At 69.3% G+C, this 11,833-nt stretch carries 13 protein-coding genes; 6 read left to right on the forward strand and 7 right to left on the reverse strand.

Features of this window, described 5'->3' with window-relative positions:
- Positions 1 to 53 precede the first annotated feature (53 nt).
- From OX958_RS11640 to OX958_RS11650, 3 genes are read left to right on the forward strand one after another with little or no spacing between them, the layout of a single operon-like run.
- Positions 54 to 2,009, forward strand: a complete 1,956-nt coding sequence (locus tag OX958_RS11640) for a hypothetical protein (protein WP_270137309.1) — start codon at positions 54 to 56, stop codon at positions 2,007 to 2,009.
- Complete coding sequence (locus OX958_RS11645) at positions 2,006 to 2,857, forward strand: alpha/beta hydrolase family protein (protein ID WP_270137310.1); 852 nt, start codon at positions 2,006 to 2,008, stop codon at positions 2,855 to 2,857. The genes OX958_RS11640 and OX958_RS11645 overlap by 4 nt, the downstream gene beginning before the upstream one ends.
- 11 nt (positions 2,858 to 2,868) lie before the next feature.
- Entirely contained in the window at positions 2,869 to 3,339 is a 471-nt protein-coding gene (locus tag OX958_RS11650; RefSeq protein WP_270137311.1) for a pyridoxamine 5'-phosphate oxidase family protein, read from the forward strand.
- On the opposite strand, the gene OX958_RS11655 is transcribed toward OX958_RS11650, so the two are convergent.
- On the reverse strand, positions 3,340 to 4,071 hold the full coding sequence (locus tag OX958_RS11655; protein WP_270137312.1) for an isocitrate lyase/PEP mutase family protein: 732 nt from the start codon (positions 4,069 to 4,071) through the stop codon (positions 3,340 to 3,342).
- A gap of 5 nt (positions 4,072 to 4,076) precedes the next feature.
- A complete protein-coding gene (locus OX958_RS11660; protein WP_270137313.1) occupies positions 4,077 to 4,541 on the reverse strand; it encodes a carboxymuconolactone decarboxylase family protein in 465 nt (154 codons plus the stop codon).
- A 47-nt stretch (positions 4,542 to 4,588) separates the two neighbouring features.
- On the opposite strand from OX958_RS11660, the gene pdxR reads away from it, so the two are divergent.
- Positions 4,589 to 5,992: a MocR-like pyridoxine biosynthesis transcription factor PdxR gene (pdxR, locus tag OX958_RS11665; RefSeq protein WP_270137314.1), complete on the forward strand. Its 1,404-nt coding sequence runs from the start codon at positions 4,589 to 4,591 to the stop codon at positions 5,990 to 5,992.
- Here pdxR and OX958_RS11670 read toward each other — a convergent pair.
- The 5 genes from OX958_RS11670 to nucS form a co-directional block, all read right to left on the reverse strand.
- A complete protein-coding gene (locus tag OX958_RS11670; RefSeq protein WP_270137315.1) occupies positions 5,989 to 6,912 on the reverse strand; it encodes an FAD-dependent oxidoreductase in 924 nt (307 codons plus the stop codon). The genes pdxR and OX958_RS11670 overlap by 4 nt on opposite strands.
- Positions 6,913 to 6,975: 63 nt before the next feature.
- A complete protein-coding gene (locus tag OX958_RS11675) occupies positions 6,976 to 8,067 on the reverse strand; it encodes an esterase-like activity of phytase family protein (protein WP_270137316.1) in 1,092 nt (363 codons plus the stop codon).
- Positions 8,068 to 8,176: 109 nt separating this feature from the next.
- Complete coding sequence (glmS, locus tag OX958_RS11680; protein ID WP_270137317.1) at positions 8,177 to 9,997, reverse strand: glutamine--fructose-6-phosphate transaminase (isomerizing); 1,821 nt, start codon at positions 9,995 to 9,997, stop codon at positions 8,177 to 8,179.
- Positions 9,998 to 10,027: 30 nt separating this feature from the next.
- The gene (locus OX958_RS11685; protein WP_270137318.1) at positions 10,028 to 10,303 is read right to left on the reverse strand and encodes a hypothetical protein; all 276 of its coding nucleotides are present in this window, start codon (positions 10,301 to 10,303) and stop codon (positions 10,028 to 10,030) included.
- Between the two features lie 74 nt (positions 10,304 to 10,377).
- Positions 10,378 to 11,037, reverse strand: a complete 660-nt coding sequence (gene nucS, locus OX958_RS11690) for an endonuclease NucS (protein WP_270137319.1) — start codon at positions 11,035 to 11,037, stop codon at positions 10,378 to 10,380.
- A 74-nt stretch (positions 11,038 to 11,111) separates the two neighbouring features.
- Between nucS and OX958_RS11695 the strand changes: the two genes are divergently transcribed.
- Together OX958_RS11695 and OX958_RS11700 are read left to right on the forward strand one after the other, a co-directional pair.
- Complete coding sequence (locus tag OX958_RS11695) at positions 11,112 to 11,435, forward strand: hypothetical protein (RefSeq protein ID WP_270137320.1); 324 nt, start codon at positions 11,112 to 11,114, stop codon at positions 11,433 to 11,435.
- A complete protein-coding gene (locus OX958_RS11700; RefSeq protein ID WP_270137321.1) occupies positions 11,432 to 11,794 on the forward strand; it encodes a hypothetical protein in 363 nt (120 codons plus the stop codon). The genes OX958_RS11695 and OX958_RS11700 overlap by 4 nt, the downstream gene beginning before the upstream one ends.
- Positions 11,795 to 11,833 lie beyond the last annotated feature (39 nt).

Genomic DNA, 11,833 nt, shown 5'->3' on the forward strand with positions numbered 1-11,833 from the left:
TCAGCCAGGGGACGAAGCTGCCCGGACCTTCTCGACATCGTTAGGTTGGGAAAATGCGGGAAACTTTTGCGTTCGGAGCCGGACAGGTCGAACTGAGCGAGGACGGAGCGGTCGCGGCCGTGCTGCACCCGACCCGGGGGCACTCGATGCTGCTCGCGGACGGCGTCGTCCACGATCCGGCTCACTACTGGGGCAAGGGTTTCATGATCACCGATCGCGGCAGCCACCGCTTCGACGCGCCCGACTTCACCCGCTGGCGGCAGACGGGTATCGACCTGCTCTACCGTCTGGGCGAGTTGGAGCTCCGCGTCGGCCGTCGCTTCGGCGAGCACTGGACCGAGACCTACGAGCTGCGGAACACGGGGGCCGAGCCGATCACCATCGGCTCGCTCGCGATCAGTACGCCGTACCGCGACCTCTACAGCTCCAGTCGCGAGAGCCTCGACAACGCTGTCCACGCTCACCTCTGGACGGGCGGCGCCGACTCCTGGGCTTGGGCGGTGCCGATGGACGGGAGCGGACCGGGCCTCGGGCTCCAGCTCACCGAAGGAGAGCTCTGGGCGTACTCCATGGAGTCTCGCGACGCAGGCACCGGCAGCAACATCCGCGGTCACCTCTATCTCCACCTCACCGACCACGCCCGCGCGCCGCACGCGATGGGCGGCCAGCCGCAGATCGTGCTTCAGCCGGGCGAATCCCACCGCTGGACCTGGCAACTTGGCTGGCACGAGACCCTCGAGGCCTTCCACGCGACCCGCCGGCCGTTGATCGGCGCGACGACCCTCACCGCGGAGGTCGGCGAGACGATCGCCATCGAGCTGGCCGACCGTGCGAAAGGGCCCGCGTCCGTCAGCTCGCAGAGACCTGGCACGCAGTACGTCGAAGCGACCGACGGCAAGGTCAGGTCGCGGGTCAACGTGCTGTTCCACGAGCCGTTGCGGGCGATCGTCGAGCGGCGCGTGCGGTTCGTCCTCGACCATCAGCGACCGATCGAGCTGAGCGACAGCCGCCGTTTCTCCTTCGTCCCGTATGACACCGCGACCGGCCTGCGGGTGCTCTCCGGCGCCTGGCGGGACTGGTCCGACGCCCGGGAACGTGTCGGCACGGCGTTGTTGCTGCAGGCAACCAGAGACCGCGGCTGGGGAGATCGCGTGGAGCTCGACCAGGCGCTGTCCGGCTACCAGCAGTTCGTGACCGAGCACCTGCTCGCCGCCGACGGCACGCTCAGGGACGACAGCCTGCACGAGACCAGCGTCCGGCTCTACAACTTCCCTTGGTTCGCCCGCTTCTTCCTCGGCCAGGGTGACACCGCCACCGCGATCCGCATCATCGACCGGTACTACGAACTCGGCGGCGCCCACTTCCTCGCCTTCGACCTCGGCCCGCTGCTGCGCGAACTCGCCCAGGTGTCGCCGAGGATGCGCGACCATCTGACCGCTCACGCCCGGGCCTTCCTCGACTACGGCGACGACCTCCCACCCCACGAGGTCAACTACGAGCAGTCGATGGTCGCCCCGCTGCTGGAACTCCTGGTGGCCGCCTATCAGGAAGCGCCCGGCTCGTTCGATTCGGCCGAACTCACCCGCCGCCTGCCCTGGCTGACCTCCTTCGCCGCGGACCAGCCCGACGTACGGATGCGGCACGTCCCGATCCGCCATTGGGACGGCTACTGGTTCGGCGTACTGCGCCTGTGGGGAGACGTCTTCCCGCACTACTGGTCGATCCTCAGCGCCGCCGTCTACCTCACCTGGCCGCGCGACCTCGTCTCCGCGCGCGAGGCCGACCGGCTCAGGACAGCAGGCGAGGCGATCCTCAAGGCCAACCTGGTCAACTTCCACCAGGACGGCTCCGCCACCTGTGCTTTCGTCTACCCGAGCTGCGTCAACGGCCGCCCGGCGCACGTCGCCGATCCGCTGGCGAACGATCAGGACTGGGCCCTTGTCTACGCCCTCAGATTCGGCGACGCCGACCCATCCCTGGGGACGGTCGCACCGAACACCTCTTCGTGATCACCCGACGGAAGATGCTGATGGCCGGCGCCGCCGCGTACGCCGGGCTGGTGGGCTGCGGCGGGACAGAGCCGAAGCCTCCGTCGGCAGGAGGGCCGTTGACGATCTCGTACGGCGACGACGAGTCGCAGGTGGCGGATCTCCACCTGCCGGCCGGTGATGGCAAGGTGCCGGTCGTCGTCGTGATCCACGGTGGGTTCTGGATGAGCGGCTACGGCAAGGAGCTGGCCACGCCGCTGGCCGAGGATCTTGCCGCGCAGGGGATCGCCGGGTACGCGATCGAGTACCGCCGGGTCGGCAACGGCGGGGGCTGGCCCGAGACCTTCGAGGACGTCGCGGCCGCGATCGACGAGCTGGCCGGTCAACCCCGCCTCGATCTCACGAAAGTGGTTGCCGTCGGCCACTCGGCGGGCGGGCACCTGGCCGTTTGGGCCGCGAGCCGGGCCGGGTTGCCGCAGGACGCTCCGGGGGCCAAGCCGCGGGTGGTGCTGACCGGGGCGGTGTCGCAGGCCGGAGTACTGGATCTGGTGAATGCCTATGACGAGCAGGTCGGGGGTGGCGCGGTTCCGTCGTTCCTCGGGACGACGCCCGCCAAGGATCGCGCCCGCTATCAGTTGGCGTCGCCGTACGAGCGGCTACCGTTGAAGGTCCCCGTCGCGTTGGTGCACGGCACTCGCGACGGGCAGGTGCCGATCGAGCAGAGCCGCCGCTATCGCGACGCCGCGGTGAAGGCCGGCGACCAGGTGACCTTGACCGAACTCGACAAGGCCGGCCACTTCGAGCTGATCGACCCGGCCGACGAAGCTTGGTTAGCCTGTCGCTCGGAAGCGCAGCGGTTGCTGACCTGAGGAGAGCAGAGATGCCGGATCGTGCCGAGACAGCCCGTCAGGTGATCGCCGACAACCTCTACCTGTCGCTGGGAACAGCCGACGCCGCCGGTACGCCGTGGGTCACGCCGGTCTTCTTCAGTCCCGACGGCTACACCGACTACTACTGGGTCTCCTCGCCCGACACCCAGCACTCGCGCAACCTCACCGAGCGAGCCGAAGTGGGGATCGCGATCTTCGACACCCACGCGGTGGTCGGTGCCGCGGAGGCCGTCTACTTCAAGGCGACGGCCCGGCAGGTGCCCGACGAAAAGTTGCCGTCGGCGCTGGCGATCTACAACAACCGGTTGCCGGAGGCGAAGCATTTCGAGTTGGCCGAACTGCTCGCCCCGGCCGGCTTCCGGCTGTACCGCGCGACAGTGGTGGAGCAGTCCGTGCTGGTTCGCGGTGGCGACCCCGAGCTGGGCAAGGGCGCCGACTCGAGGCTGATCGTCACGCTCTGATCAGCCCAGCTCCGGCAGCAGGTCGCGGAGTGCGTCGCTGGCGAACGTGTGCAGGCTGGTGCCGTAGGAGATGCGAGTGGCGCCCAACGCGACCAGGTCGGCCGGTTTTGGGCCGCTGGGGGAGGCGTGCGCGTTGATCGGGCCGCCGATCTCGTCGGCCAGCCGACGGAGATCCGCTGCCGGCGCGAAGATCGGGTAGACACAGTCGGCTCCCGCGCGGCGATAGGCGACGCCGCGGGCGATCGCGTCCTCGGCGGTGCCGCCCGTGAAGAAGTTGTCGATACGGGCGTTGACGACCAGATCGGCCCCGGCGGCAGCCCGTACCGCGCACAGGTAGTCGGCGTGCTGCTGGACGTCCACCAACTTGCCGGCGACAGAATCCTCCAGGTTGCAGCCGACCGCACCCGCCTCCAGCAGCCTCTCCGCGAACTCCCGCGGCTCCAGCCCGTAGCCGGCCTCCATGTCGGCCGTCACCGGTACGCCGACCGCTCGCACGATCCGCGCGACCGCCCCGAACATCTCCGCCGGCGGGGTGAGCTGGCCGTCGTCGTACCCGAGCACGCGGGCGACCGCGCCGCTGCTGGTGGCGATCGCCGGATACCCGGCGTCGGCGATGATGCGGGCGCTGACCGGGTCCCATGCGTTTGGAAGGATCAGCGGCGTGAGGTCGTGGTGCAGCGCGCGGAAGGCTTCCGCCGTACGCCGGTCCGGCTGGACGTTGACGGGTGGCATCGCGGTCAGCTCGGGTTGTAGTGGCCGGGCTCCAGGCGGCAGGTGACGCCGACCCGGTTCCACGCGTTGATCATGATGATCAGGCCCATCAACTGTGCCAGCTCCTTCGGGTCGAACGCGGCGGCCGCGATCGCGTACTTGTCGTCGGGGACGTGATCGACGCTGATCAGCGTCATCGCCTCGGTCAGTTCGAGCGCCGCCTGCTCCTGCTCGGTGTAGAACCCGCGTGCCTCGCGCCAGGTGGCGACCAGGTGCAGCCGCTGCTCGGTGTCACCCTCGTGCCGGGCATCCAGCGTGTGCATGTCCAGGCAGTAGGCGCAGCCGTTCAGCTGCGAGGCGCGGATCCGCACCAGGTGGGCGAGCTTCGGGTCGATACCGAGGGCGGACACCTCGTCCAGTGCGATCAGGGCCTGGTAGAACTCCGGCGCGTGGGTGGCGATCTTGACTCTGCGTACTGCGTGCGTGCTCATACCGATCAAGCTAGTCGCGAACCGGCCCAGGTGTATGGTCCAATCCCATGGAAGAACGAGGGGCCAATTCTGCGGCCGGCGCCGATCTTCATCTGGAGCTGAGCGGTACGGCGGGCCGGGCGGAGCTGGTGCGGGCGCTGCACGATTCGATCCGGTCGGGCCGGCTTCCCGCCGGAACCCGGCTGCCGTCGTCGCGCTCCCTCGCCAAGGACCTCGGCATCGCCCGCAACACCGTCGCCGACGCCTACGGGCAGCTGGTAGCCGAAGGCTGGCTCACCGCCCGCCAAGGCTCCGGCACGTTGGTCGCGGAGCGGGTGCTGCCGGCCGCCGGCGTCGCCACGCCTGGACGTGAAGCTCCTGGCACGTTCGACCGCCCGTCCTACCGGTACGACCTCACGCCGGGCTCGCCAGATCTCTCGACCTTTCCCCGCAACGAATGGCTGGCAGCAGCCAGGAAGGCACTACCGGCAGCCCCCAACGACGCCTTCGGCTACGGCGACCCCCGCGGCCGCATCGAACTGCGCGAGAACCTCGCCGACTACCTGGCCCGAGCCCGCGGCGTACGGGCAGATCCTGACCGCATCCTGATCTGCTCCGGCTATGTCCAGGCACTCAACCTCCTCACCGACGTACTGCGGCAGCAGGGCGCGACGACGATGTCGGTCGAAGAGTTCGGCTACAGCCTCCACTGGGACGTGATCCGCTCCCGCGGGCTGCAACCAACTCCAGTGCCCGTCGACGAGTACGGCGTCCGCTCAGACCTGCTGCAAGGTCAAGCGGCCCTGCTGACCCCGGCTCACCAGATGCCGCTGGGCGTGCCACTGGCGCCGGACCGGCGTACCAGAGCTGTCGAGTGGGCCCGCGACAGCGACGCGATACTGATCGAGGACGACTACGACGGCGAGTTCCGCTACGACCGCCAGTCAGTAGGCGCTCTGCAGGCTCTGGACCCCGAACGCGTCGTCTACACCGGTACTGCGAGCAAGAGCCTCGCCCCCGGCCTGCGGCTGGCGTGGATGGTGCTGCCAGAGCACCTGATGGAGCCGGTGCTGGCAGTCAAGCGCACCACCGACCTGTTGACCGCCACTCTCGACCAGCTCGTACTGGCCGAGTACATCGCCTCCGGCCACTACGACCGCCACGTACGCCGTACCCGGCAGCACTACCGCCGTCGCCGCGACCACCTGGTCGAGCTACTCGCCGCCAGAGCCCCGGGAGTCACGGTCGCCGGTATCTCAGCCGGCCTGCACGTGCTGCTCGACGTACCAGGCGATGCCGCCGACATGGTTGCCCGCGCCCGCCGCCAAGGCCTGCTGATCGCCACGCTCGACCACTACCGTTTCACCCCGAACCCAGCAGAGCGCCAAGCCCTCGTCGTCGGCTACGGCACCCCACCGGACCACTCCTACAACGGCGCGCTGGACCTGCTCTGCCAGATACTCGCGGTCTAGCGGGCCTCGTTCACCAGCGTCAGTACCTCGTCGGCGCAGCCCCACGACAGGGTGACTCCGGAGCCGCCGTGGCCGTAGCAGTGGATGACCTGGCGGTCGCCGGTGCGGACGCTCTCGCAGCGCACGGACGGTCGCGTGGGACGCAGGCCGACGCGGTGCCGGATCACTTTCGCCTTGCGCAGTTGGGGAACCAGCGTGGTCGCGCGGTCCAGGATCTTGCCGGCGGTCTCGTCGTCGGTGGCGAGGCCCCAGTTGCCGGGCTCGCTGGTGCCGCCTACGACGATGTCGTGCGAGCGCGGTACGACGTAGCAGAGGTCTTGCTCGCTGAGGTCGGCCATCATCCACTCGGTGAGGCCGAACTGCTCGACGGTGAACACCTGCCCGCGAACCGGCGTCACGGTCGGATCGGCCGCCGTCAGCCGTGCGCCGAGACCGGCACAGTTCACCACCACGTCAGCCGTGTTGGGCAGGGCCGACAGTGCCGCCCGGTTGACCGTGCCGCCGGCGGCCTCGAGCCGTTTCACCAAGTACTGCAGGTAGATCGGCATCTCCACGACCGGCGTGGTGAACGCCCACCCGTCGCGGAAGCCGGGCAACGGCGAGCCGATCCGCTGCAGGTCGGGCAGGACGTCGGCCCAGACGGGGTCCGGCAGTGGCTCGCGCAGGTACTCCTTGCCGTGCCGCAACTGCACCGACGGCTCTGACTCCGCCAGCTTCACCAACTCGTCGTGCGACGCTCGCGCCCAGCGTGCCACCCGGTCATCAGCCCGCACGGGCGGATACCAGAGCGCGGCGGCGACGGCCGACGTGGTCTCCAGCGGCAGATCGCGGGCGAACACGCCCACGTCGTACCCCGACTCGGCCAACCTGACGGCACAACTGAGCCCGATCACTCCGGCTCCGACCACGATGACGCGCATTAACGCATTGTGTCGTCCTGCAGCCACTCCCGCTACCCACAGTGGAGTGGCTGCAGGCAACGATCAGTGCAGCTTGACGGCCAGCGAGTACAACCGGGTGATCTGGGTGTCCCGCCAGTTGTCGTCGGAGATCAGGTAGAGCTGCCGGCGACCGCCGGGCAGCCTTCCGCCGAGCGCGAGACCCTCTACGTTGTCCAGCAGGGGATTCGGCTGCGGTTGCTTGGCGACCGCGCCCGACGGCGGGCAGTTGACCAAGTCGAAGAGCAGCTTCTTCTGCAGGAACACCTGGTCGGGCGCGGTGGCCAGGGAGGCCTGCTTGCTCACGTCGGTCGCGCGGCGCAGCGACACGGTGAAGACCCGGATCGTGTTGCCGACGTCTGGCGTGTAGGTGCGTTCCATCGACACCAGTTGGCCGGAGTCGACCACGGCCAGCTCGACCAGGCTGAGTCCCGGATCCGTCTTGTAGGCGTACTGCGCCGCGACGGCGTACTTGCCGCCGGAGCGACCGGCGTACCGGAGGATGCGGTTGCGACTGCGCCCATCGGCGTCGTAGCCGTCCGGGGCGAGCGACTCCTCCATCCCGGCGTACAGGGTGCGGCCGTCTTGGGTGGCCGCGAGCGACTCGAAGGTGCCGTTGGACTGCGCCTCACCAGCCGGCGCGACCTGGAACCTCGCCGGCACGGCAAGCGAGGCGATCTCCTTGCCGTCGGAGAGCCGGAAGCGCCGGATCGACGGCTCCAGCTCGGAAGTGGCGAGGATCGTCCGCTCACCGCGCTCGACCACGAGACCTTCGCCGTCGAAATCCTGGCCGTTGTACGGCGTACCGTCCGGGCGGCGCAGGATCGTCATACCGTCCACTGCCACCTGCGGCTTGCCGCGCTTCGCGCCCAGCTTGAGGTCGTAGACCCGGGCAGGACTGGACTGCACGTTGTCGACCAAGGCGATCGCGTGGCCTGGCCGGGTGACCTGGAGGGCCGAGAGACCGGCGACCAGTTGGCCGTCGTACGTCGTCTTGTCGAGGCTGTCGGAGAAGCCCAGGAAGTGGGCATCCGCCGAGCAGGCACCGGCCACCGGGGGCCGGTGCGCCGCGGCGGTCAGCGGAGTGGTCAGTGCGGCGAGTGCGAGCGTGGCGGCGAGCGGTGTCTTCCAGCGCACGGGATGTCCTCCGGAGTGGGCGTTGGGGCCACTTCGCAACCTACAACGCCGCCGGACGCGGAAACGCCGGCCTGCAGGTTGCTGCAGACCGGCGTTGCTGACGTGCTGACTACTCGACGGTGACGGACTTCGCGAGGTTGCGGGGCTTGTCGACGTCGTGGCCGAGGGCGACCGCGGCGTAGTACGCGATGATCTGGAGCGGGATGGTGAGCAGGATCGGGTCGAGCTCCGGCTCGTTCTTCGGGACCTCGATCACCGCGGCGGCGCCGTCCGGGACGTTGACGCCGGGGTGGGTGACGACGTAGAGCGGGCCCGAGCGGGCGGCGATCTCGTGCAGGGCGCCGATGTTGCGGTCGAGCAGCTCGTCCTTCGGGACGATCGCGACGCTCGGCACGTCCGGCGAGATGAGCGCCAGCGGGCCGTGCTTCAGCTCGGAGGTCTGGTACGCCTCGGCGTGCCGGTAGGAGATCTCCTTGAGCTTCTGCGCGCCCTCGCGGGCCACCGGGTAGCCGCGGGTGCGGCCGACGAAGAAGACGCTCTCGTGCTGGGAGAGCCGGCCGGCGATCTCGCCGAGGGTCTCCTCCTGGTCGACGATCGCCTGGATCTGCTCCGGGATCCTCTTCAGGCCCTCGATCAGGCGGCGGCCGTCGGCCGGCGAGACGTCGCGGATCCGGCCGAGGTGGATGCCGAGCATCGCGAACGCGACGGCCATGTTGGTGAGCGCCTTGGTGGAGGCGACCGAGACCTCGGGGCCGGCGTGCAGGTAGACACCGCCGTCGACCTCACGGGCGATGCTGGAACCGACCGCGTTGACCAGGCCGATCACCCGGCCACCCTTGCGCTTGAGCTCCTGGACGGCGACCAGGGTGTCCAGCGTCTCACCGGACTGGCTGACCGCGACGTACAGGGTGTCGCGCTCGACCACCGGGTTGCGGTAGCGGAACTCCGACGCGGGCTCGGCGTCGGCGGGGATCCGGGCCACCTCTTCGATGAACTGGGCACCCATCTGGCCGGCGTAGTACGCCGAACCGCAGCCGAGGATCTTGACCCGCTTGATCTCCCGGGCCTCCCGCGCGTCCATGTTCAGCCCACCCAGGTGGACGGTGTGGAAACGCTCGTCCAGGCGACCGCGCAGGGCCCGCTGGACGGCCTCCGGCTGCTCGTGGATCTCCTTCATCATGAAGTGCTCGTGCAGGCCGCGCTCGTACTCGTCGGCCTCCCACTCCACCGTCTTCGGGGTGTTCGTGGTCGGCGACGCGTCCTGGGTGAAGGTGCGGTAGCCGTCGGCCTTGACGGTGGCCAGCTCGCCGTCGGCCAGGTAGACGACCTGGCGGGTGTAGCGGATCAGCGCGGCCGCGTCGGAGGCGACGTGCATCTCGCCGTCGCCGATGCCGAGGATCAGCGGGCTGCCGTTGCGGGCGACCACGATCCGGTCGGGGAAGTCCAGGTCGACCACGGCGATGCCGTAGGTGCCCTCGATCCGGCGCAGCGCGGACATCACCTTCTCCTCGAGGGTGGCGCCGTCGGACTGCTCGATCAGGTGCGCGAGGACCTCGGTGTCGGTCTCGGAGCGAAGCTTGACGCCGGCGTCCTCAAGCTGGCGGCGGAGCGCGCCGGCGTTGTCGAAGATGCCGTTGTGGACAACGGCGATCCGCTCGTTGCCGCTGGCGTGCGGGTGCGCGTTGTCCTTGCTCGGGCCGCCGTGGGTGGCCCAGCGGGTGTGACCGATGCCGAGCTTGCCGCCGAACCGCTTGGGCAGCGACGCCTCCAGCTCACGGACCCGGCCGGCGTCCTTGTGCACCTTCAGCTCGCTGGACCCGAGCACGGCCACGCCGGCCGAGTCGTACCCGCGGTACTCCAGCCGGGCCAGGCCGTCCACCAGGATCGGCGCGGCCGGCTTGGTGCCGACGTATCCGACGATTCCGCACATGGGGAGGGTGTTCCTTTCGTGTGGTTTCAGTTAGCCGTAGACGATCCGGCGCAATTGGCGGGCCGACAGCTCGGGGGAGCGGACCGGCCAGTGCCGCAGCTCGGCGCCGAGCCGGGCGAAGATCTCTTCGTTGCGCGCGCCGTAGGTCTGCAGCTCGCGGTGCCGGCGCCGGACGTACTGCTCGGTCGTCTCGGTGAAGTAGGCCAGCACGTCGGCGACCACCCGTCGGGCGTCGTCCGGCGTCAGGCCGGTGGTGCGGCTGACCTGGTCAACGAGGTCCTCGCTGGGATCCGCCGCCTCACTCATCACCCACTCACTGTGCAGTGAGATCGGGCTTATTAGCAAAGATCTGCCCGAATTCGGGCAATCTTTTACCTGACTCAGAAGAGACGGAGAATGTCGGACTCCATGCCGCGGAGCAGGTCGTAGTCGACGGTGACGCACTCCAGGCCGCGGTCGGTGGCCAGGAACTGGGCCTGCGGCTTGATCAGCTGGGCGGCGAAGATGCCGCGGACCGGGGCCAGCAGCGGGTCGCGGTTGAGCAGTTCGACGTACCGGGTGAGCTGTTCGACGCCGTCGATCTCGCCGCGGCGCTTGATCTCGACCGCCACGTGCTTGCCGTCGGCGTCGCGGCAGAGCAGGTCGACCGGGCCGATCGCGGTCGGGTACTCCCGGCGGACCAGCGTGAAGCCCTCGCCGAAGGTGTGCACGTGCTCGGCCAGCAGTTCCTGCAGGTGCGCCTCGACGCCGTCCTTGATCAGCCCCGGGTCCAGGCCCAGCTCGTACGACGAGTCGCTGAGCACCTCCTCGAAGGTGATCCGCAGTTCCTCGCCGGCCTTGTTGGTGACGCTCCAGACGCCTTCCTCCTCCGTCAGCTTGCACGGCGGGGACATCCAGTTCAGCGGTTTGTAGGAGCCGCCGTCGGCGTGGATCAGGACGGAGCCGTCCGCCTTCACCATCAGCAGCCGGGGCGCCATCGGGAGATGGGCGGTCAGCCGGCCGGAGTAGTCCACTGAGCAACGAGCAATCACCAGGCGCACGAGAAAGCACCGTAGTCCACTTGTGCCTCGACGTGCATGGCGCCCGGCCGTGCGGCGGTGAGAGGCTGGTCGGTATGAAGCCCAGGATCAGTCTGAAGACGCGGCTGGAGTACGACGCGGTCGCCAAGGGGCTCGCCGACGCCGGGGTGGTCGAGGGCAGCATGTTCGGCATGCCCTGCCTGAAGATCGAGAAGAAGATGCTGGCCGGGCTGTTCGGGGACGCGATGACGTTCAAGCTGCCGCCGGAGCCGCGGGCCGAGGCGCTCGCGCTGAGCGGCGCCGAGGCGTTCGATCCGGGAATGGGCCAGCCGATGAAGGAGTGGGTCGTCGTCCCGCTCGAGCACGCCGGCAGCTGGCCGAAGTACGCCGAGCAGGCCCTGGAGTTCGTCCGGCCGTGAATTTGATCTGCCCGGCCCGGCTGATCCTGCTGGTCCCCGGATCGCGGGCTTTCCTCGCCGGTGAGCGGATTGCGGAGGTGTACGCGACCCCGGATGCCGAGGAGCCGGCCGCCGGTCTCGCGGCGGAGCTCGGTGTGCGGCTGACCCTGCTGCAGCCGCCGCCGACGGCGCTGGCGCCGCTGCCGACGGCCGCCCCGGCCGCGCCGGCCGAATCGGTGGTCCGCGATATCGCTGATCTGCACCGCGGGGAGACGGTGGTGCTGGTTGCTCCGGGGCTCGACCTCGGGCTCGAGCTGCCGGTGATGATCGAGCACGAAGGCGACAACTGGTACGTCGTACCGGGCGTGGACGAGGTGTGAGGTTCCACTCTCTGGTGACACAGCTCATGTGCGGACCAC

It is taken from the genome of Kribbella sp. CA-293567 (genome assembly GCF_027627575.1).
Taxonomy (GTDB): domain Bacteria; phylum Actinomycetota; class Actinomycetes; order Propionibacteriales; family Kribbellaceae; genus Kribbella.